The 20,783-nt window shown below is 43.8% G+C and carries 17 protein-coding genes; 14 read left to right on the top strand and 3 right to left on the bottom strand.

The window, feature by feature from the left end; translation table 11 throughout:
* Nucleotides 1–225: 225 nt before the first annotated feature.
* Together HMPREF2832_RS00495 and HMPREF2832_RS00490 are read left to right on the top strand one after the other, a co-directional pair.
* Complete coding sequence (locus tag HMPREF2832_RS00495; protein ID WP_070505234.1) at nucleotides 226–741, top strand: phosphatase PAP2 family protein; 516 nt, start codon at nucleotides 226–228, stop codon at nucleotides 739–741.
* An 83-nt stretch (nucleotides 742–824) separates the two neighbouring features.
* On the top strand, nucleotides 825–1,451 hold the full coding sequence (locus HMPREF2832_RS00490) for a GNAT family N-acetyltransferase (protein WP_070505233.1): 627 nt from the start codon (nucleotides 825–827) through the stop codon (nucleotides 1,449–1,451).
* Nucleotides 1,452–1,472: 21 nt separating this feature from the next.
* Here the strand turns inward: HMPREF2832_RS00490 and queG are convergent, their stop codons facing one another.
* A complete protein-coding gene (gene queG, locus HMPREF2832_RS00485) occupies nucleotides 1,473–2,612 on the bottom strand; it encodes a tRNA epoxyqueuosine(34) reductase QueG (protein WP_041818358.1) in 1,140 nt (379 codons plus the stop codon).
* A gap of 115 nt (nucleotides 2,613–2,727) precedes the next feature.
* Here queG and manA point away from each other — a divergent pair, with 115 nt between their 5' ends.
* From manA to recG, 8 genes are all read left to right on the top strand, one after another.
* The gene (gene manA / locus HMPREF2832_RS00480) at nucleotides 2,728–3,672 is read left to right on the top strand and encodes a mannose-6-phosphate isomerase, class I (RefSeq protein WP_070505232.1); all 945 of its coding nucleotides are present in this window, start codon (nucleotides 2,728–2,730) and stop codon (nucleotides 3,670–3,672) included.
* Between the two features lie 279 nt (nucleotides 3,673–3,951).
* A complete protein-coding gene (locus HMPREF2832_RS00475; RefSeq protein ID WP_070505231.1) occupies nucleotides 3,952–4,692 on the top strand; it encodes a MerR family transcriptional regulator in 741 nt (246 codons plus the stop codon).
* A gap of 371 nt (nucleotides 4,693–5,063) precedes the next feature.
* Nucleotides 5,064–6,908 (top strand): APC family permease, encoded by a 1,845-nt coding sequence (locus HMPREF2832_RS00470; RefSeq protein ID WP_070505230.1) that lies wholly within the window; start codon nucleotides 5,064–5,066, stop codon nucleotides 6,906–6,908.
* 174 nt (nucleotides 6,909–7,082) lie between these two features.
* Nucleotides 7,083–9,602 carry a preprotein translocase subunit SecA gene (gene secA, locus HMPREF2832_RS00465; RefSeq protein ID WP_021153773.1) on the top strand — a complete coding sequence of 840 codons (2,520 nt, stop codon included), beginning with the start codon at nucleotides 7,083–7,085 and terminating at the stop codon, nucleotides 9,600–9,602.
* Between the two features lie 52 nt (nucleotides 9,603–9,654).
* Complete coding sequence (locus HMPREF2832_RS00460) at nucleotides 9,655–10,683, top strand: 3-deoxy-7-phosphoheptulonate synthase (RefSeq protein ID WP_070505229.1); 1,029 nt, start codon at nucleotides 9,655–9,657, stop codon at nucleotides 10,681–10,683.
* An 86-nt stretch (nucleotides 10,684–10,769) separates the two neighbouring features.
* Complete coding sequence (gene acpS / locus HMPREF2832_RS00455; protein WP_031572889.1) at nucleotides 10,770–11,135, top strand: holo-ACP synthase; 366 nt, start codon at nucleotides 10,770–10,772, stop codon at nucleotides 11,133–11,135.
* Complete coding sequence (gene alr, locus HMPREF2832_RS00450) at nucleotides 11,122–12,231, top strand: alanine racemase (protein ID WP_070505228.1); 1,110 nt, start codon at nucleotides 11,122–11,124, stop codon at nucleotides 12,229–12,231. The genes acpS and alr overlap by 14 nt, the downstream gene beginning before the upstream one ends.
* Nucleotides 12,232–12,294: 63 nt before the next feature.
* Nucleotides 12,295–14,310 carry an ATP-dependent DNA helicase RecG gene (gene recG / locus HMPREF2832_RS00445; RefSeq protein WP_070505227.1) on the top strand — a complete coding sequence of 672 codons (2,016 nt, stop codon included), beginning with the start codon at nucleotides 12,295–12,297 and terminating at the stop codon, nucleotides 14,308–14,310.
* 391 nt (nucleotides 14,311–14,701) lie between these two features.
* Here the strand turns inward: recG and HMPREF2832_RS00440 are convergent, their stop codons facing one another.
* Nucleotides 14,702–15,664 carry an asparaginase gene (locus HMPREF2832_RS00440; RefSeq protein ID WP_070505226.1) on the bottom strand — a complete coding sequence of 321 codons (963 nt, stop codon included), beginning with the start codon at nucleotides 15,662–15,664 and terminating at the stop codon, nucleotides 14,702–14,704.
* 62 nt (nucleotides 15,665–15,726) lie between these two features.
* Between HMPREF2832_RS00440 and HMPREF2832_RS00435 the strand changes: the two genes are divergently transcribed.
* On the top strand, nucleotides 15,727–17,127 hold the full coding sequence (locus tag HMPREF2832_RS00435) for a Cof-type HAD-IIB family hydrolase (protein WP_045759800.1): 1,401 nt from the start codon (nucleotides 15,727–15,729) through the stop codon (nucleotides 17,125–17,127).
* Nucleotides 17,128–17,163: 36 nt separating this feature from the next.
* Here the strand turns inward: HMPREF2832_RS00435 and HMPREF2832_RS00430 are convergent, their stop codons facing one another.
* Nucleotides 17,164–17,616: a universal stress protein gene (locus HMPREF2832_RS00430; protein ID WP_003008541.1), complete on the bottom strand. Its 453-nt coding sequence runs from the start codon at nucleotides 17,614–17,616 to the stop codon at nucleotides 17,164–17,166.
* Nucleotides 17,617–17,824: 208 nt separating this feature from the next.
* Between HMPREF2832_RS00430 and HMPREF2832_RS00425 the strand changes: the two genes are divergently transcribed.
* The 3 genes from HMPREF2832_RS00425 (at nucleotide 17,825) to HMPREF2832_RS00415 (ending at nucleotide 20,737) form a co-directional block, all read left to right on the top strand.
* Nucleotides 17,825–19,039, top strand: a complete 1,215-nt coding sequence (locus HMPREF2832_RS00425) for a pyridoxal phosphate-dependent aminotransferase (protein WP_021153766.1) — start codon at nucleotides 17,825–17,827, stop codon at nucleotides 19,037–19,039.
* 337 nt (nucleotides 19,040–19,376) lie between these two features.
* Nucleotides 19,377–20,165 (top strand): GTP-sensing pleiotropic transcriptional regulator CodY, encoded by a 789-nt coding sequence (codY, locus tag HMPREF2832_RS00420; protein ID WP_024054997.1) that lies wholly within the window; start codon nucleotides 19,377–19,379, stop codon nucleotides 20,163–20,165.
* Entirely contained in the window at nucleotides 20,165–20,737 is a 573-nt protein-coding gene (locus HMPREF2832_RS00415) for a cysteine hydrolase family protein (protein ID WP_070505225.1), read from the top strand. The genes codY and HMPREF2832_RS00415 overlap by 1 nt, the downstream gene beginning before the upstream one ends.
* Nucleotides 20,738–20,783 lie beyond the last annotated feature (46 nt).

Here is a 20,783-nt window from a genome sequence, read left to right as displayed (position 1 = left end):
ACAATTAAGAGGCTAGGACTTTTGTCCCAGCCTCATTTTTTTAGCGATAATAGTAATGGAAAAGACGTTTCTTGGAGACAGAAAAATGATAAATCATCAAATTTTAGTGCTAAATCATGTGAAAAAGAAGAAAGAAAAGATAAAAAAGAAGCCTGGCTTGACAGGCTTTCTTAGGATCGCGTATACTAGTAGTACAAAAATGAGATGATAGACAGGAGTGCCAACATGAAGCCCAATCTTCAAGATTATCCGAAATTTTATCGTTGGCTAACCCTGCCTTTTACGAGAAAGCCACATCGTGTGCAGGTCCTTCAAAGGACGAATCGAATCCTGACGTTCGCCATGCCAGGCATCTACGGCCTGGTCTTTTGTTGTCTATTTTTAAAGAAAACTTCAATGGGAGGCATCTGGCCTTTTTTCTGGATTCCTGCTTCGGGCTTTGTCTTGTTTAGCATCTTTCGTCATTGGGTCAATGTTCCGAGACCTTATGAGAAGTGGGAGATTCAACCCTTATTAGAAAAGAATTCATCCGGACATTCCTTTCCTAGCCGACATGTATTTTCGGCGACCATTATTTCTATGTGTGTCTGTCAGTTGTCGCTTCCGTTTGGAATGTGCTCGATGCTCCTATCTCTTCTATTAGCCCTTGTCCGAGTTCTTGGAGGGGTTCATTATCCCAAGGATGTCCTCGTCGCTTTGGGGCTGGGACTCGTTTGGGGAGGACTCTTTTTGCTGGCTTGAATGAACAAATTGCTGAAAATTGACCTTTGTCTAAGAGCGAGGGATAGTGTATACTGGAAAGTGGACTTAGAATAGGAGAGAAGATGAAGTACAGAAAAGCAGAAAAAGCAGATCTGGATCAGGTGGTTCGAGTAGCCAGTACAGCCTTTGAGGACTATCTATTTTTAAAAGTCATCAAGGATTTGGTTCGGGATCCCAAGCAATATCCTGCCTTTGTTGAGGCAATGATGCGCATCCTGGTAAAGGTTTTTCTCAAGCACCATATTTGCCTTGTGGCAGAAAAAAACGATGAAATTTATGCGGTAGCCTTGTTGCAAAAGGGACCGATTCCTTTTCGGGCCTATCTCTTAAATGGGGGATTCGGTTTGCTCAAGTTTATTTCCTTGAAGAATATGTTGTCCTACTTTAAATTTATGGAGGACACGGATAAGGAATTGGAGCAAAATGTAGACTTTGATTGGTATTTGATGCTTCTCGCAGTCGCCCCTAAACACCAACGGCAGGGCTATGGCAGTCGCTTTATGACAGAAGGAATTGAGCCTTTCTTGGAAGAGATCAAAGGTGAAAAACTAGCCTTTTATACCAATACCAAAGGAAATGTCTATTTTTACACGAAAAATGGTTACAAGGAAGTCTATTCAAGTGAGATTAGCTTTAACCAAGTAGAGATGGGTAGTTGGTATTTCTTGAAGGAACTAAAAAAACACTAAGGTTACAATCTTAGTGTTTTTTCATTGTAGCTGTGAATCTGCTTGAATGCCGAATTTTTCAAAGAAAGCTGTTCGTTCTTCTATGATAGCATCGGTCGGATGTTTGATATTCCGTAAGAGCTCAACAAGGTCCGGCGTGACTTCACGTAGCAGTTGCCCTAAAGACCAGATAGCCGTTGCGATATGGATCTGATTTTGCGAGGTCTCGATGATGTTCAGGAGTTTAGGGATGGATGAGCGGTCATTGGCATTGGCCAGTGCGATAATGGCATTGCGTTGGAGGATATTCTTACCTCGCCAGCTTCCAGCAACATGCCCGAATTTTTCCTTAAATTGTCCGTTGGACAGTTCTATAAAGGGAAGCAATTCTGGATGAGCCAGATCTGGATCGATTTCTGTTGCTAAGGGATTATCTAGCCCTTTGTTATAAGGGCAGCTAATCTGACAGATGTCACATCCATAGATGACCGTTTTAATTTTCTTGCGAAATTCTAGGTCCATCATGCCCTTGTCCTGAGTTTGGAAGGACAAACAGCGTTTGGCATTCATAGAGCCATCTCCGATTAAACAGGAGGTTGGGCATGCATCTAAACAACGTCGACAGTCTCCACAACCATAGTCGACAGGCTGATCTGGTTCAATTTCGAGATTGGTAATCAATTCCCCCAGAAACATGTAAGAACCGTATTCTTTTGAAATGACCAAGCCATTTTTTCCGATAAAGCCAATCCCTGCTCGTTGGGCGACAGCCGTATCAACCAGTGCTCCAGTATCGACCATGCCCTTATATTCAAAATCTTGCGTCATTTCTTCAATCCCAGCAGCTAAACGGTTGAGCTTGTCTTGAAGGACATAATGGTAGTCTAATCCCCAGCTGTTGGGAGTGAATTTTCCTCTTTTATAGGCTGTTTTTTGAGGTTGTTGCTTGAGTTTGTGGGGGTAGGCGACAGCGATTGAGATGATGGTCTTGGCGGAGGAGAGACTTAATTTGGGTTGGATGCGCTCTTCAATATTCTTATGCTCGAATCCAGAGTTCCGTCCTTCCTCAACGGCCAAGCGGAGCGATTTTTCCAAATAAGCGAAGTCATCAGCAGTTGTAAATCCGATTTTTGAAATCCCAATAGAATGCGCCAGTTGGATAATGTTTTCTTTTAGTGTCATCCCTTTCATTATACACAAAAATAAAGTTTCTGGCGAGAGAGGAAAACAATAGAAAGGGCTTTCAAAAACTTTCTTTTTTTTGTATAATAGAAACATGAAATGCGAGGAGGATATTATGGGACAACCATTATTTTTACATTCAGTCATGCAGGAAAAAATTTGGGGAGGAACTCGTCTGAGGGAAGAATTTGGTTACGAAATTCCGAGCGACCATGTCGGTGAATTTTGGGCGATTTCAGCCCATCCACATGGAGTTTCTAAAGTCGCCAATGGTCCATTCGAAGGAATGGGATTGGATCAGCTCTATCAAGAGCATCGGGAATTATTCGGTAATCGTAAAGAGCCTGTCTTTCCTTTATTAACAAAGATTTTGGATGCCAACGATTGGCTCAGTGTACAGGTGCACCCAGATGATACCTATGCAATGGAGCATGAAGGAGAACTTGGAAAAACCGAGTGTTGGTATGTGATTGCGGCCGATGAAGGGTCCGAGATTATCTATGGACACAATGCCAAGTCAAAAGAAGAACTCCGTCAGCAAATTGAGGACAAGAACTGGGATGCCTTACTGACAAAGGTTCCTGTCAAGGCTGGAGATTTCTTCTATGTGCCAAGCGGGACCATGCACGCGATTGGATCTGGAATCTTGATCCTTGAAACCCAACAGTCGAGTGATACCACCTACCGGGTTTATGATTTTGACCGCAAGGATGCTCAAGGAAACTTGCGGGAGCTTCATCTTGAAAAATCAATTGATGTCTTGAACATTGGAGAGCCTGCCAATAGCCATCCAGATACAGTTGTGATCGATGATCTTCGTATGACCACCTTGGTTGCCAGTGATTTCTTTACTGTTTACAAGTGGGAACTAACTGGAAAAGCTGATTTTGAAAAGACCGCTGATTACAGCTTGTTGAGCGTCTTAGCCGGAGAAGGGAAATTGACGGTAGATGGGAAGGATTATCCTATTCAAAAAGGAAGTCACTTTATCTTACCGAGCGATGTTGAATCTTGGACTTTGGAAGGGCAAGGTTTAGAATTGATCGTGAGTCATCCATAAAAAAGAAAGGGTTTGAGTTAAAAGTTGTGGAACAACTCAAGCCTTTTTTATCTGAAAACAATTTTTATGTTAAGTCTTGACTCTGACCTAAGGGGAGGGGTTATACTATCCTTGTAATACTCTTCGAAAATCAAATTCAAACCACGTCAGCGTCGCCTTACCGTATATATGTTACTTACTTCGTCAGTTCTATCTACAACCTCAAAGCAGTGCTTTGAGCAACCTGCGGCTAGCTTCCTAGTTTGCTCTTTGATTTTTATTGAGTATAAGGAGGAAATCATGTACCATATCAAAGAAGCTGCAGAGCTGTCAGGTGTCTCTGTCAAGACCTTGCACTACTATGACAAGATAGGACTTCTCGTCCCTGTCAAATCTGAAAATGGCTATCGGACATACAGTCAAGAAGATTTAGAACGATTACAGGTGATTCTCTACTACAAGTATCTAGGATTTTCTTTAGACCAAATAGCAGAACTCTTAGCCGAAGAAAAGTCTAACTTATTGCCCCATTTAACCAAGCAGTTAACCTATTTAACTCAGGAAAGAGAACGTCTAGATACCTTGATTTCCACCTTGCAAAAAACCATTCAAGAACAAAAAGGAGAAAGACAAATGACAATTGAGGAAAAATTTACTGGATTTAGCTACCAAGATACTCAAAAATACCATCAAGAGGCGGTAGACAAGTATGGTCAAGAAGTCATGAACCAAGCGCTTGAACGCCAAAAAGGTCGAGAAGATGAGGCAACAAGAGCCTTTAACCAAGTTTTTCAAACTTTGTCGCAAAATCTCAAAGATGGTCTACCCGTATCCGCAAATGAAAACCAAGATCAAGCAGCCAAACTGTTAGACGCGATTCGAACCTATGGATTTGACTGCTCTATAGAGGTTTTTGGCCATATTGGCAAAGGCTATATCTATAATCCAGAATTCAAGGGAAACATCGACAAGTTTGGGGCTGGTACAGCCCAGTACACTTCGGATGTCATTGCTTCTTATGTAGAAAATCAACCTAAATAAAAAAGTGAGAGTGGGACAGAAATCAGTAATTCGTTAGAATTCGATTTCTTTGTCCCGCCTCCGCACAGTTGAGTAGGGCTGTAAAAGCTGATGAAATCAGCGTAGTAGAGCCCACTCAACCACTGCGTCTTGCTCGACAATCCAAAAACAATTAAGAGGCTAGGACTTTTGTCCCAGCCTCGTTTTTTGCTTGGAAAAAATTGAAAAGAAACTGTCTTATCTATGGGAGGTAGAAGGAAAGAATGAAAACTTTATGAAAATTTCACAATTTCGGTTGACAGTCTTGAAAAAAAGGAGTAGAATAACCCCTGTTTTATGAAAAAGAGGCAGGGGATTCCCGGCCTCATGATCTTTTTTTCAAGGAGTTTTTTATGTTTTCAACATTGAAAAAATGGTTTATTGGCCGTCCGTTGAAATCTGGTGCAGAAGGTGAAGGAGGGCTGTTAGGGAAAATGCAGGCCTTGGCCATGCTCTCTAGTGACGCACTTTCTTCTATTGCCTATGGTCCAGAGCAAGTTATCCTGGTCTTGATGACGGTATCAGCAGGAGCTATTTGGTGGTCCATTCCAATTGGGATTGTGGTTCTAGTTCTCTTAGCCAGTTTAACGATTTCTTATCGCCAGGTCATTCATGCCTATCCTCAAGGCGGAGGGGCCTACATGGTGACTACGGAGAATTTGTCTCCGAAAGCGGGGTTGATCGCTGGTGGCAGTCTCTTGGTCGACTACATGCTGACGGTAGCAGTGTCTGTTTCTTCCGGTGCAGATGCCATCACGTCAGCGATTCCCTCTCTTCATCCTTATAATCTTCACATTTCCATTTTGTTGGTCTTGGTCTTGATGCTGATGAACCTGAGGGGATTGCGCGAATCGGCGACATCGTTGATGATTCCGGTCTACCTTTTCATTGTCAGTACCATTGCCTTGATCGGCTATGGTGTGATCCAAATTCTGACTGGTCAATTGGCCTATAACGCGACTGCTCATGTGGGTCAAACCATTTCAGGGGTTAGTGTCATTCTCTTGTTGCGGGCCTTTACGAGTGGATCAGCTTCCCTAACAGGGGTTGAAGCTATCTCCAATTCGGTTCCTTTCTTTAAGAAACCAAAAGCAAAGAATGCAGCCTCTACCTTGACCATCATGGCTTTGATTTTAGGGATCATGTTTGCAGGGATTACCTTCCTCAATTACTGGGTGGGTGTCGTACCAGCAAAAGGGGTAACAACTCTAGCTCAAATGGCCCAAGCTATCTTAGGAAATTCTCCGGTCGGACAAGCCTTCTTCTACGTTTTCCAATTATCAACAGCCTTGATCTTGGCAGTTGCGGCGAATACTGGGTTCTCAGCCTTTCCAATGTTGGCCTTTAACATGGCTAAAAACAAATACATGCCACACATGTATATGGAAAAAGGGGATCGTCTGGGCTATTCCAATGGGATTTTGACCTTGGCGATTGGTGCCATCGTCTTGCTCTTGATCTTTGATGGGCAAACAGAAAGCTTGATTCCGCTTTATACCATTGGGGTCTTCATTCCTTTTGCCCTTTCTCAAACAGGGATGGTTATCCACTGGAAACGCCAATATCAAAAAGGATTTCTCAAGTATTCACTTGCCAATATCCTCGGGGCAGCCATCTGTTATGGGATTGTCTTGATCCTCTTGTTGTTCCGTCTGCGTGAGATCTGGCCCTTCTTCCCTATTATCGGTCTTTTGCTTTGGATGTTCTTGAGTATCCGTAATCACTATGATAAAGTTGCGGCTCAATTGCGCTTGGGAGGTCAGATCGAAAAGACAAGTTATGCGGGCAATACCGTGATTGTCCTTGTTGGGAATGTCACTCAGGTAAGTGTGGGAGCTATGAGTTATGCAAATAGCCTAGGAAACGATGTTATAGCTATGCACGTCTCAACGGAAGAAACCAAGGTTAAAGACGCTGAGGTAGCAGAAGAATTTAAGCGTTATTTCCCTCATATTCGCTTTGAAAATGTCATGACGAGTTACCGAGATATTATCCAACCAACGGTTGAATTTGTCTCAAAAGTAGCTGAGGAGGCCAAGGAAAAAGGGAACACTGTTACAGTCTTAGTCCCTCAATTTATTCCTAAAAAACATTGGCAAAATGTTCTCCACAACCAAATGAGTTTGAAATTGAAGTATGCACTTCGTTGGCATGAAGAAGTGGTTGTGGCAAGCTATTCTTACCATTTGTCTGAATAACGATCGCCTAAAGAAAAGATGTCTGCTTGAGCAGGCATCTTTTTGGATTTTCTTACACGAAAAAAACCACTCGAAAGTCTTGTAAGATACAGCCTTGATCTTGAAAAAATGTTTAAAAAATGCTAGAATAAAAAGAACATTTTAGATTTTGAAAAATTCAAAGTAAGGAAAAAAATGGCAAATTTATTAAAAACAATTATTGAAAATGATCGAGGCGAAATCAAACGCCTTGAAAAAATGGCTGATAAGGTCTTTTCTTATGAAGACCAAATGGCAGCTTTGACGGATGACGAATTAAAAGCGAAAACAGTTGAGTTTAAGCAACGTTACCAAGATGGTGAGTCTTTGGATGATCTCTTGTACGAGGCTTTTGCAGTTGTTCGTGAAGCTGCAAAACGGGTTCTTGGTTTGTTCCCATACAAGGTTCAGGTCATGGGGGGAATCGTCCTTCACCATGGTGACGTACCAGAGATGCGTACAGGGGAAGGAAAAACCCTGACAGCAACCATGCCGGTATACTTGAATGCCTTGTCTGGCAAAGGGGTGCACGTTGTCACCGTCAATGAATACTTGACAGAGCGGGATGCAACAGAGATGGGAGAACTATACTCATGGCTTGGCCTTTCAGTAGGGATCAACCTTGCAGCAAAATCTCCAGCTGAGAAAAAAGAAGCTTACCTCTGTGATATCACTTACTCAACCAACTCAGAGATTGGTTTTGACTACTTGCGTGACAACATGGTTGTGCGTGCAGAAAACATGGTTCAACGTCCATTGAACTATGCCTTGGTCGATGAGGTAGACTCCATCTTGATTGACGAAGCCCGTACTCCGTTGATCGTTTCTGGTCAGACAGCTTCTGATACGAGCCAGCTCTATCACATGGCGGATGCTTATGTGAAGACCTTGACAGAGGACGATTACATTATCGATGTCCCATCTAAAACCATCGGTTTGTCTGATTCAGGAATCGATAAAGCAGAAAGCTACTTTAATCTTGAAAACTTGTACGATATTGAAAACGTAGCTTTGACTCACTTTATCGACAACGCCCTTCGTGCCAACTACATCATGATTTTGGATATCGACTATGTGGTCAGCGAAGATCAAGAAATCTTGATCGTCGACCAATTTACTGGTCGGACCATGGAAGGTCGTCGTTATTCTGATGGTCTTCACCAAGCGATCGAAGCCAAAGAAGGTGTTCCAGTTCAAGAAGAAACCAAAACATCTGCATCGATTACTTACCAAAACCTCTTCCGTATGTACAAGAAGTTGTCAGGGATGACAGGGACAGGGAAAACTGAAGAAGAAGAATTCCGTGAAATTTATAACATTCGCGTGATTCCAATTCCAACCAACCGTCCGATTGCTCGTATTGACCATCCAGACCTTCTCTACCCAAGCTTGAAATCAAAATTCAAGGCTGTTGTAGAAGATGTCAAGTCTCGTCATGAAAAAGGTCAACCAGTCCTCGTAGGTACCGTTGCCGTTGAAACCAGTGATTACCTTTCTCAATTGTTGGTTCAAGCAGGTGTCCCTCACGAAGTTTTGAATGCGAAAAACCACTACAAAGAAGCGCAAATCATCATGAACGCTGGTCAACGTGGTGCTGTTACCATCGCGACCAACATGGCCGGACGTGGTACCGATATCAAGCTCGGTGAAGGAGTTCGTGAACTTGGTGGACTTTGTGTGATTGGTACAGAGCGTCACGAAAGCCGTCGTATTGATAACCAGTTGCGTGGACGTTCTGGACGTCAAGGGGACCCAGGTGAATCTCAATTCTACCTTTCTCTTGAAGATGAGTTGATGCGTCGTTTCGGTTCAGAGCGTATCAAAGCAGTGCTTGATCGCTTCAAGTTGAGCGAAGAAGAATCGGTGATCCGTTCAAATATGTTCACACGTCAAGTAGAGGGTGCACAAAAACGGGTTGAAGGAAACAACTACGATACCCGTAAACAAGTCCTTCAATACGATGACGTGATGCGGGAACAACGGGAAATTATCTACGCTGAACGCTATGATGTTATCACAGCTAACCGTGACTTGGCACCTGAAATCAAGGCCATGATCAAACGGACCATCAAACGGATTGTTGAAGGGGCCAGCCACTCAAGCAAGGAAGAACGCGTTGAAGCGATTCTGAACTTTGCCAAATACAATTTGGTTCCGGAAGATACGATTTCTGCAAGCGATATTGAAGGAAAATCTGACAAGGAAGTTATCGATTACTTGTATGCACGTGCAGAAGAAATCTATGCTAGCCAAGTAGCGAAATTGCGTGACGAAGAGTCTGTGCAAGAATTCCAAAAAGTCTTGATCCTTCGTGTGGTGGACAGCAAGTGGACGGACCATATCGATGCTTTGGATCAATTGCGAAATGCGGTTGGACTCCGTGGGTATGCGCAAAATAACCCAGTGGTAGAATACCAATCAGAAAGTTTCCGTATGTTTAACGATATGATCGGATCGATTGAATTTGATGTGACTCGTCTCATGATGAAAGCCCAAATTCACGAACAAGAACGTCCACGTACGGAACACAGTATTTCAACAACTGCGACTCGCAACATTGCAGCGCAACAACAAGATATTCCAGCAGATATTGACTTGTCACAAGTGAAACGCAACGATTTATGCCCTTGTGGTTCAGGTAAGAAATTCAAAAACTGTCACGGACGTAAATTTTAAGAGCTCCTCTGAAATAGAAAGAGGATGGGTCTAGGTAGCATAAGGAGGCCGTATGGTATTCATTACGAAGAGCAATAAGATTGATGAGCAAGAGATCACTTCGCTTTACCGCTTGGAAGGTCCAGCCTTGGAGCGCAAAGAAGCGCGTGATCGAGAATTGGAAGCTATTATCAAAGGAGAAGACCAACGGATCCTTCTTGTGATCGGGCCTTGCTCTTCTGATAATGAAGAAGCTGTGATGGAGTATGCCCGTCGTTTGGCAGACTTGCAAGAGCAAGTGAAAGATCAAATTTTCATTGTGATGCGGGTCTATACGGCTAAACCTCGGACCAATGGGGATGGCTATAAAGGCTTGATGCACCAACCAGATACACATGCAGCACCAAGCTTTGTGGATGGTTTGAAAGCAGTCCGACATCTCCACTACCGTGTGATTACCGAGACTGGTTTGACAACTGCGGATGAGTTGCTTTATCCAGCAAGTCTTCCTTATGTTGAGGATTTAATTTCTTATCATGCCATTGGAGCTCGTTCAGTTGAAGACCAGGAGCACCGCTTTGTATCTAGTGGGATCTCTGCTCCGACAGGCATGAAGAATCCAACTTCTGGAAATCTTTCTGTCATGTTCAATGCGATTTATGCAGCCCAACATCCCCAAAACTTTTTGTTCAATGCCCAAGCAGTGGAAACATCAGGAAATCCTTTAGCCCATGCGATCCTTCGTGGAGGCTTGGATGCAAGTGGTAAGAATATTCCAAACTACCATTATGAAGATTTGCTAGCGGCAGCAAAACGCTATAGCGAAATGGGCTTGCAACATCCCTTCATCCTGGTGGATACCAACCATGACAATTCTGGCAAACAATTCGAAGAGCAAGTACGCATCGTGAGAGAAACCATGATGAACCGTGCTTGGAACAAGGATTTGGCAACTTTAGTTCGTGGTTTCATGATTGAATCCTATCTAGAAGATGGCCGTCAAAATGAACCAGTGGTTTATGGTCAATCCATCACAGACCCTTGCCTGGGTTGGGAAAAAACACAGGCCTTGGTCAAAGAAATTGCAACGATGAATAAGTAAAAGGCAGGGGCGGAAGGAGTGATTCTTTAGCCTCTTCTCTTTTGTCAGTAAAACGATACTGAAACGATAAATAAGGATAAAACAAGATGATCAAAGGACATGGCATCGATATCGAATCGATCGCTGCGATTGAAAAAGCCTATCAGAAGAATACCCGATTCGCTGAAAAAGTCTTAACCGAGGCTGAGCGAGAGCGCTTTGAGGAATTGTCTGGAAAACGGAAAATGGAATACTTAACGGGCCGATGGTCCGCCAAAGAAGCCTTTTCAAAGGCAATGGGAACAGGGATTGGACCGGTTGGTTTTCAAGAGTTAGAAATTTTAAATGATGCCCACGGAGCTCCCTATTTTTCCAAGTCTCCTTTTTCTGGGAAGGTATGGATTTCGATCAGTCATAAGGGAGACCTAGTGTCGACCAGTGTCATTTTGGAGGAAGAAAATGAAAGCAAGTAAACATAGACCAACGGTTGCAAGAGTCGATTTGGATGCCATTGCCTTTAATGTGCAACAAGTCAGTGAGCATATTCCAAGTCAAGCCTTGAAATATGCAGTCGTCAAGGCCAACGCCTATGGTCATGGGGTCGTTGCGGTGACCAAAAAATTGGCACCTCAGGTAGATGGTTTTTGTGTTTCCAATATGGATGAAGCCCTTGAAATTCGTGAAGAAGGTTTGCAACACCCTCTTTTGATTTTGGGAGTTGTGCCGAGTGAAACAGTGAATCTAGCCAAAGAGCATGACATCCGCTTAACGGTGGCGAGTCTTGCTTGGTTGGTTCAATTGCTTGGACAAGAAGCAGATCTTTCAGGATTGAAGGTCCATATCAAGGTGGATTCTGGAATGGGGCGGATTGGATTCCGAACGATCGAAGAGATCAAAGAAGCTGAACGCCTCCTCTTAGCAGCTGGAGCTGAAATTGAAGGAATCTTTACTCATTTTGCGACAGCAGATGAGGCAGATGATCGAAAATTCCAAGCGCAATACCAGTTTTTCAAAGAAGTATTGGCTGCTCTTGAAACCCTTCCTCCCATTGTCCATGCGAGTAATTCAGCCACCTCTTTGTGGCATGCGGATACGATTTTCACAGCTGTGCGCTTGGGAGATGTCATGTATGGCTTGAATCCCAGCGGTTCTGTGCTAGCCTTGCCTTATGAAATTAAGCCAGCCTTGAGTTTGGTGAGCGAGTTAGTTCATGTGAAACAGTTAGAAGCTGGTCAAGATATTGGCTACGGAGCAACCTATACGACAGAAGAACCCCAATGGATCGGGACGATTCCTATCGGCTATGCGGATGGCTGGATCCGAGAGATGCAAAATTTCCATGTACTGATCAAGGGTGAGTTTTGTCCCATTGTTGGTCGCGTTTCGATGGACCAGATTACTGTTCGCCTTCCAGAAGAATTGCCTCTGGGGACCAAGGTTACCCTGATTGGACGAGAGGGCGAGAAAGAAATCACGGCAACAGAGGTTGCAGATTACCGTGGGACCATTAATTATGAAGTGGTCTGTCTCTTGAGTGATCGGATTCCTCGTGACTATACAGGTGAATAATAAGAAGAAGCAGGTGGGATTTTCCCGAATGGACCTGCTTTTTTATAAAAGAAAGGAGGAGAAATGAATCTACACCAACCCTTATCCGTACTGCCTGGAGTCGGTCCAAAATCGGCGGAAAAATTTAAAAAGTTAGGGATTAAAACCTTAGAAGATCTGCTCTTGTATTTCCCTTTTCGCTATGAAGACTTCAAAACGCGCAATGTTTTAGAGTTGGAAGATGGGGAAAAAGCCGTCATCTCTGGGGTGGTAGCAACACCAGCCAATGTCCAATATTATGGCTACAAACGAAATCGCTTGCGTTTTTCGATCAAACAGGGAGACCAGGTCATTGCGGTTAATTTTTTCAACCAACCCTATCTAGCAGACAAAATTGAGGTTCAGAAGACAGTGGCGATTTTTGGGAAATGGGACAAGGCCAAAGGCAGTTTGACAGGGATGAAACTCCTGGCTCAAGTGGAAGATGATTTGCAACCGGTCTATCGAGTGACGCAAGGAGTCAGCCAAAACAGCCTGGTGAAATTGATCAAAATAGCGTTTGACCAGGGTTTGGACCAGCTTTTAGAAGAGAATGTACCCCAAGTCTTGCGGGATCGTTATCAACTTATGTCTCGTTCCCAAGCAGTGCAAGCTATGCATTTTCCTAAGGATCTGGCAGAGTACAAGCAAGCCCTTCGCCGGGTAAAATTTGAAGAGCTCCTCTTTTTCCAGCTGCAACTCCAAGTGCTAAAAGAAGAAAATCACGATGCCAGCCAAGGGATTTCCTTGGCCTGGAATCCAGAAAAATTAGCAGAACGAAAAAAACAGCTTCCTTTTGAGCTAACGCAAGCTCAAGAAAACAGCCTGAATGAAATCTTGACAGATATGGCCTCTCCTTATCATATGAACCGCCTCTTACAAGGGGATGTGGGAAGCGGGAAGACAGTCGTGGCCGGTCTTGCTATGTATGCAGCCTTAAGCGCTGGGAAGCAAGCTGCCTTGATGGTTCCAACGGAGATTTTGGCAGAGCAACACAAGGAAAGCTTGCAAAATCTTTTTCCAGATTTGCCAATTGCCCTTCTAACAGGAGGATTAAAGGCGGCTGAGAAACGAGAAGTCTTAGAAGAGATCGCCTCAGGAACAGCCCAACTGATTGTGGGGACACATGCCTTGATTCAAGAGGGAGTTCACTACCAAGATCTAGGCTTGGTCATTATTGATGAACAGCACCGTTTTGGGGTTTCCCAGCGCCGTATCCTTCGAGAAAAAGGACAAAATCCAGACGTCCTGATGATGACGGCGACCCCTATTCCCCGGACCTTGGCTATTACAGCCTTTGGCGATATGGATGTGTCCATCATTGACCAGATGCCTGCTGGACGTAAGGAAATCATCACACGTTGGGTCAAGCATGAGCAGTTAGAAGTGGTCCTCGACTGGTTAGTGAAAGAACTTGGCAAGGGTTCTCAGGCCTACTTTATTTCTCCATTGATCGAGGAGTCAGAGGCGCTAGATTTGAAAAACGCCCTTGCCCTTCAAGAAGAGCTAGAGGCCTTCTTTGGGCAGCGAGCACGCGTTTCTCTTCTTCACGGGAAGATGAAAAGTGAAGAAAAAGATGCCATCATGCAGGCCTTTAAAGAGCACCAAGTCGATGTTTTGGTGTCTACGACCGTTATTGAAGTAGGAGTCAACGTACCCAATGCAACCGTTATGGTCATTATGGATGCAGATCGGTTTGGACTTAGCCAACTTCACCAGCTTCGAGGCCGGGTTGGTCGGGGAAACAAGCAATCCTATGCTATTCTAGTAGCCAATCCTAAGACAGATAGTGGCAAGCAGCGCATGAAAATCATGACAGAGACGACCAATGGGTTTGTGCTAGCGGAAGAAGATTTGAAAATGCGAGGCTCAGGTGAAATCTTTGGAACCCGTCAATCTGGGATACCAGAATTTCAAGTGGCGGATTTGGTAGAAGATTATCCCATTCTAGAAGAAGCAAGGAAAGTTGCCAGCCAGATCGTAGCAACGCCAGATTGGCGCGAACACCCCGATTGGCATCTGCTCTCGCTTTACTTAGAAAAGAAAGAACATTTAGACTAGAGTATAAAAAGGGAGTAGAGTGGAAATTCTTTGGATTCCACTCTACTCCCTTTAAGATGGCATTTTACGCCCTTTGTATCTTGATGAAATGCGACAGGACGAAGGTGGATCGATACCATCCACCTGAGGAGTTAGTGAGTCGTGTCGGCAAGGCACCATAGTGCTTGTCGTTACACGAATTGAACACGCCCTAAATGCTGTGTGAAAAAATGCCAACTATACGAGTACTAACTTCAAGACACAGTAGCTGATTGGACTCTTCTCTCGCTTTATGAGCTCGGAAGAATCCTAATCAGCCTTGTGGGGGTAGGACGACGAAGCGTCTGCCAAAGTATCGCTTCTGTCCTACTCCCTATTTTCACTTGGCATTTTACGGGCTTTGTATCTTATACTACCCTTCGATATATTCTTTGAGTTCTTGTCCTTTTAGGCCTGCATTGAGGGCGATGAGGAGTTTGATGCGCGCTTTGGGGGCATTTAATTCTTTGATGAAAAAGACACCTGCTTGATGGAGTTGGACGCCTCCTCCTTCATATGCGTAGACGGGTTCAGCGATCCCGTTGAAGCAACGGGATACTAAAGCGATTGGAAGGCCTGCATCCATGAATTCTTGGAGTTTATGTGCCGTTTCTTTAGGGATGTTTCCTGCTCCAAAGGCTTCGATAATGAGGCCATCGAGCTTTGAAAGATCCAGCATGTCCAGCAGATCAGTTTTCATCCCTGCATAGGTAGCAATAATCGGAACGAACCCATCGATGGTATCGAGATCAAAGCGCACCCTTGGCTCGGCTGTTTTAAAGAAGAGGATTTCCTTTTTCATGACCAAACCTAGTGGGCCGTGGGTTGGTGTCTGAAAGGTGCTGACATTGGTGGTATGGGTTTTGGTGACGTACTTAGCCGCATGAATTTCATCGTTCATGACGACTAAGACCCCTTTATCACGTGCTTTTGGATCGGCAGCCACTCGAAGGGCTATCAGAAAATTATAGACGCCATCGCTTCCGAGCTCGTTGGAGCTTCGCATAGCTCCTGTAATGACCACAGCGATCTCTGGTAACTCCATGGTATCCAAGAAATAAGCCGTTTCTTCCAGCGTATCTGTCCCGTGGGTAATAACGATGCCATCATAGTTGTGAGCTTCTTCTTTGATTTTTTGATACAGGGCTAACATGTGACGAGGGGTCATTTGAGGGCTGGGAAGGTTGAAGAAGTCCTCTGAGGTGACTGCAATCCCTTCAATTGGTGAAGTAACTTGGGTCATGGGATTGACTTCATTGGTAATCACTGCTCCAGAGTCATCTGCAGCCATCGAGATGGTCCCTCCGGTATGTAGTGCTAAAATTTTCTTAAACATGTGAAGCTCCTTGGAATATGTGATATAATTTATTTTATCATAAAAAGAAAGAAACAGTAGACATGGAAATAAAAGCAGTCTTTTTTGATATCGATGGAACCTTGGTCAATGACAGTCGAGCAGTTTTAAAATCAACAGAAAAAGCTATTCAGTCTTTAAAGGAAGAAGGGATCTATGTAGGCCTTGCGACAGGGCGGGGACCGGCCTTTGTCAAACCGTTTATGGAACGCTATGGTTTTGATTTTGCCGTGACCTATAATGGTCAGTATATTTTGACCAAGGACCGCGTACTGTTTACCAGCCCAATCGATAAAAAGAGTCTGCACCAACTAATTGACTATGCTCGAGAACACCGCAAGGAAATTGCTCTCGGTACCAAGGATGGGGTATTTGGTTCTCGGATCATGAGTTTTGGGATGAGTCCTATTTCAACCTGGTCTAGTCGCTTTGTGCCCCGCAAAATGGCCCGTACAGTCAGTCGAGGATTTAACAAAGTGGTCAGCAAGGTCGTCCCACAAGATCAGGACACCCTCTATGCACTAGCGCAAGAACCGATCTACCAAGTGTTGATCTTATCGAGTCCAGAAGAGACTGCAAAAATTGAAAAAGAGTTTCCAGATCTGAAATTCACACGGTCTAGTCCTTTTGCAGCAGATGTCCTCAACCCAGGGATTTCCAAGCTAGAAGGGATCCGCATCGTTGGTCAGGAATTTGGCTTTGACATCGATGAAGTGATGGCTTTTGGAGATTCTGATAATGACTTAGAGATGCTGTCAGGTGTTGGCTTGTCTATTGCGATGGGAAATGGGACGACCAGTGTCAAGGCAATTGCCAAGCATACCACGACTAGTAATGGCAAGGATGGCATCCAAAAGGCCCTGCAACACTTTGGTATTCTCTCAGAGAAAGAACTCTTTCTTTCTAAGGATGATCACTTCAATAAGGTCAAAACCTTCCATGGTGTGATGGATGGAGAAACCCAGGAGAAACCAGTTGTTTGGCAGCCTCAAGACGCCCTTTATCGAACCATGTTCAAGCAAGAGGAGTTGGTAGAATTTGTCCGAGCAGCTAGCACAAGTGAGGAAGAATTTGACCGCTCGGTAGCAGCTCTTCACGAAGCCTTGGATAAGGCTGCAGATAAGGTTCGTGGCAAGCATCCAGCTGAGATCTCCATGGTGGGGCAGGTTGATGCCTTGATTGATACCCTCTATCTGACTTATGGTAGCTTTGTACTAATGGGAGTCGATCCTGAAGAGGTCTTTGAGATTGTTCACCGGGCCAATATGGGCAAGATTTTCCCAGATGGAAAGGCGCACTTTGATCCAGTAACCCACAAAATTCTGAAGCCAGATGATTGGGAAGAAAAATACGCCCCGGAACCAGCTATCAAAAAAGAACTCGATCGCCAGCTCAAGGCCTATGAAAAACATGCAAAACAAAAAGAAGCAAAGAAAGACAACTAAAAAAGTTTGGAACCTTTGTTCCAAACTTTTTGTTTCTTACATGGTTTTATCCTTATCACGTACCACTAGTAAGTCTACTTTGGCGTGGCGAAGGATATATTCTGAGGAGGATCCGACCATTAACCGTTCGAAGGCATTGAGTCCGGTAGCCCCGACCATAATAAGGTCAACCCCTTCTTTACTTGGGATATCATTTGCCAAGAGGACTTTTGGATTTCCCATTTCTACAACAGTCACAACATTTTGAACGCCGACTTTTTCAGCACGTTCCTTGTAGCCTTTGAGCAATTCATTTGCTTCTTCTTGCAATTCTTCGTAGACCTCAGCATCAAAAGTTGAGACGCTTTGAAGGGCACGGGTATCGATGACGTGGGCAATAGTCAATTTAGAGCCGTTGCGAAGAGAAACATTAACCCCTTTTTCAAAGGCTAATTCTGCTTCATGGGAACCGTCGACAGCGACCATAATGTTTTCGTATTTTTGAGACATAATCCTACCTCCTTATAGCTTGAAAACATGGATAGAATAGAAGGGAATCCTATTCTTTATACACTTATATTTTATCTCTTTTGAGTTAGAATGTAAAGGTAAAGTCTCGCTTTTCTACTATATTTTTGCAGAATTTTTAAAGTCCTCGGTTTGTACTCTATTTCAACTAGTGGTATAATAGAGATAATTTCGTGAATCGAGGCAGAATATGAAGGAATATAATAAATCAAGCAAACTCGAACATGTCGCATACGATATTCGTGGTCCAGTCTTGGAAGAAGCCATGCGCATGCGAGCAAATGGAGAAAAAATTCTACGTTTGAATACAGGGAATCCTGCTGAATTTGGCTTTACAGCTCCAGATGAAGTCATCCATGATTTGATCATGAATGCGCGTGATAGTGAAGGCTATTCAGATTCAAAAGGGATTTTTTCAGCCCGCAAAGCCATCATGCAGTACTGCCAGTTGAAAAAAATTCCAAATGTGGATATTGATGATATTTACCTTGGGAATGGAGTGAGTGAGCTGATCGTCATGTCCATGCAAGGACTGCTCGACAATGGGGATGAGGTCTTGGTTCCCATGCCGGACTATCCTCTTTGGACAGCAGCCGTCAGCCTAGCTGGTGGGAATGCGGTTCACTATCTTTGTGATGAAGAAGCAAACTGGTATCCAGATATTGAGGATATCAAGTCGAAAATCACCTCAAACACCAAGGCTATCGTTGTCATCAACCCGAATAATCCAACAGGTGCCCTCTATCCAGATGAGATCCTGCTTGAGATTGTAGAGATCGCTCGTCAAAATAACTTGATCATCTTTGCGGACGAGATCTATGATCGCTTGGTCATGGATGGTGAAAAACACACAGCTATCGCAAGTTTAGCGCCGGATCTCTTCTGTGTGAGTATGAATGGCTTGTCAAAATCTCACCGGATTGCCGGTTTCCGTGTTGGTTGGATGGTTCTGTCCGGACCAAAGCATCACGTGAAGGGCTATATCGAAGGCTTGAACATGTTGTCCAATATGCGTCTTTGTTCAAATGTCTTGTCTCAACATGTTGTGCAAACCTCTCTTGGAGGCTACCAATCCGTGGATGAACTTTTACTTCCAGGTGGTCGAATTTATGAACAACGCAACTTTATCTACAAAGCCATCAATGATATTCCAGGCCTCTCAGCTGTTAAGCCAAAAGCTGGTCTCTATATCTTCCCTAAGATTGATCGGGACATGTACCGCGTGGATGATGACGAGCAATTTGTTTTAGAGTTCTTGAAGCAAGAAAAAATTCTCTTGGTTCATGGCCGCGGCTTTAACTGGAAAGATCCAGATCACTTCCGGATCGTTTACCTTCCACGTGTCGATGAGTTAGCTCAAATTCAAGAAAAAATGACTCGTTTCTTGAAGCAATACAAACGTTAATTAGTTAAAAGAGGCTGGACAAAAGTCCTGGCCTCTCAATTGTTTTTGGATTGTCGAGCAAGACGCAGTGGTTGAGTGGGATATACTACGCTGATTTCATCAGCTTTTACAGCCTTACTCAACTGTGCGGAGGTGGGACGACGAAATCGAATTCTAACGAATTACTGATTTCTGTCCCACTCTCTTTTTTTGTTTCATTCTATAAAATCCATGTTATCTCATCGCCATTTTTCTGAATTGCGCATAATTGTAGAAAAAATAAATAATTTTCAGATAATTTGATTGAAATTCCCACACTTATATGATATACTTGAGCTGACTATATGCGAGGTTTATTATGGCAAACTTATTAGAAAAGACACGTAAAATTACATCCATCTTGAAACGGACTGATGAACAGTTGCAGTTCGAGATGCCTTATAATGATATTGCCCAGCAATTAGCGGATATTATCCACTGTAATGCCTGTATCATTAATAGCAAGGGAACCCTTCTTGGTTATTTCATGCGTTACAAGACCAACAATGACCGGGTAGAAGCTTTCTTTCAAAATAAAAAATTACCAGAAGATTATGCCAAGGCGGCAAGCTTAGTTTATGATACGGAAGCTAATTTAGATGTGGACCATGATTTGAGTATCTTTCCGGTCGAAACCAAGTCTGAATTTCCTGATGGCTTGACCACCATTGCGCCTATCCATGTTTCTGGGATTCGGTTGGGTTCCTTGATCATTTGGCGCAATGATAAACAGTTTGCGGATGATGATTTGATCTTGGTTGAGATTGCGAGTACCGTGGTAGGGATTCAAATGTTGAACTACCAACGCGAGGAAGACGAGAAGAATATTCGTCGTCGGACAGCGGTGAATATGGCTGTCAATACCTTGTCTTACTCTGAATTGCGGGCTGTTTCTGCCATCCTTAGTGAATTGAAAGGAAATGAGGGACAGTTGACTGCTTCTATCATCGCGGATCGGATTGGCATTACCCGCTCTGTGATTGTCAATGCACTCCGGAAATTGGAGTCAGCTGGTATTATTGAAAGCCGTTCTCTTGGAATGAAGGGAACCTATCTCAAAGTGTTGATTCCAGATATCTTTGAGGAAATTAAGAAAAGAGATTACTAATGACTAAAGCCTTGATTTCAATTGACTACACTGTCGATTTCGTAGCAGATGATGGTAAACTTACGGCAGGTGCTCCTGCACAAGCCATTTCTGAGACCATTGCTCAGGTGACCCAATTGGCCTTTGACCAAGGAGCCTATGTCTTTTTTGCCATTGATGCGCATGATGTAGAGGATCCATTTCATCCTGAAAGCAAGCTCTTCCCACCTCATAATATCATTGGGACTAGCGGACGTGATTTGTACGGACCTTTGGCAGATTTTTATCGGGAGCACAAAGCGGATCCATGCGTCTTTTGGATGGACAAACGTCATTATTCTGCTTTTTCAGGAACGGACCTAGATATCCGCCTGCGGGAACGTCATGTAGATACCGTCATTTTGACTGGGGTATTGACTGATATCTGTGTCCTTCATACAGCGGTTGATGCCTACAATCTCGGCTATCAGATCGAAGTCGTGGAACCTGCAGTGGCGTCGCTCACTCCTGAAAATCACCAGTTTGCCTTGAACCATTTCAAGCATGTCTTAGGGGCAAGCTTGGTAGATAAAACTTTAAGTGAAAATAAATAAAGAGTATGGAATTAGTTGAGTGCAGTTCTCAATTAGTCTCATCTCT

Origin of the sequence: Streptococcus sp. HMSC073D05 (assembly GCF_001812015.1) — a bacterium.
Taxonomy (GTDB): Bacteria; Bacillota; Bacilli; order Lactobacillales; family Streptococcaceae; genus Streptococcus; species Streptococcus parasanguinis_D.
This window is presented reverse-complemented; position numbering and strand designations above follow the sequence as displayed.

Bases quoted from the DNA above. Each gene is read 5' to 3' on its own strand.
- acpS (WP_031572889.1), top strand. From the start codon at position 10,770: ATGATCAAAGGACATGGCATCGATATCGAATCGATCGCTGCGATTGAA.
- HMPREF2832_RS00475 (WP_070505231.1), top strand. From the start codon at position 3,952: ATGTACCATATCAAAGAAGCTGCAGAGCTGTCAGGTGTCTCTGTCAAG.
- HMPREF2832_RS00460 (WP_070505229.1), top strand. From the start codon at position 9,655: ATGGTATTCATTACGAAGAGCAATAAGATTGATGAGCAAGAGATCACT.
- alr (WP_070505228.1), top strand. From the start codon at position 11,122: ATGAAAGCAAGTAAACATAGACCAACGGTTGCAAGAGTCGATTTGGAT.
- HMPREF2832_RS00495 (WP_070505234.1), top strand. From the start codon at position 226: ATGAAGCCCAATCTTCAAGATTATCCGAAATTTTATCGTTGGCTAACC.
- recG (WP_070505227.1), top strand. From the start codon at position 12,295: ATGAATCTACACCAACCCTTATCCGTACTGCCTGGAGTCGGTCCAAAA.
- HMPREF2832_RS00435 (WP_045759800.1), top strand. From the start codon at position 15,727: ATGGAAATAAAAGCAGTCTTTTTTGATATCGATGGAACCTTGGTCAAT.
- HMPREF2832_RS00415 (WP_070505225.1), top strand. From the start codon at position 20,165: ATGACTAAAGCCTTGATTTCAATTGACTACACTGTCGATTTCGTAGCA.
- HMPREF2832_RS00470 (WP_070505230.1), top strand. From the start codon at position 5,064: ATGTTTTCAACATTGAAAAAATGGTTTATTGGCCGTCCGTTGAAATCT.
- queG (WP_041818358.1), bottom strand. From the start codon at position 2,612: ATGACACTAAAAGAAAACATTATCCAACTGGCGCATTCTATTGGGATT.
- HMPREF2832_RS00490 (WP_070505233.1), top strand. From the start codon at position 825: ATGAAGTACAGAAAAGCAGAAAAAGCAGATCTGGATCAGGTGGTTCGA.
- HMPREF2832_RS00440 (WP_070505226.1), bottom strand. From the start codon at position 15,664: ATGTTTAAGAAAATTTTAGCACTACATACCGGAGGGACCATCTCGATG.
- HMPREF2832_RS00425 (WP_021153766.1), top strand. From the start codon at position 17,825: ATGAAGGAATATAATAAATCAAGCAAACTCGAACATGTCGCATACGAT.
- codY (WP_024054997.1), top strand. From the start codon at position 19,377: ATGGCAAACTTATTAGAAAAGACACGTAAAATTACATCCATCTTGAAA.
- manA (WP_070505232.1), top strand. From the start codon at position 2,728: ATGGGACAACCATTATTTTTACATTCAGTCATGCAGGAAAAAATTTGG.
- secA (WP_021153773.1), top strand. From the start codon at position 7,083: ATGGCAAATTTATTAAAAACAATTATTGAAAATGATCGAGGCGAAATC.
- HMPREF2832_RS00430 (WP_003008541.1), bottom strand. From the start codon at position 17,616: ATGTCTCAAAAATACGAAAACATTATGGTCGCTGTCGACGGTTCCCAT.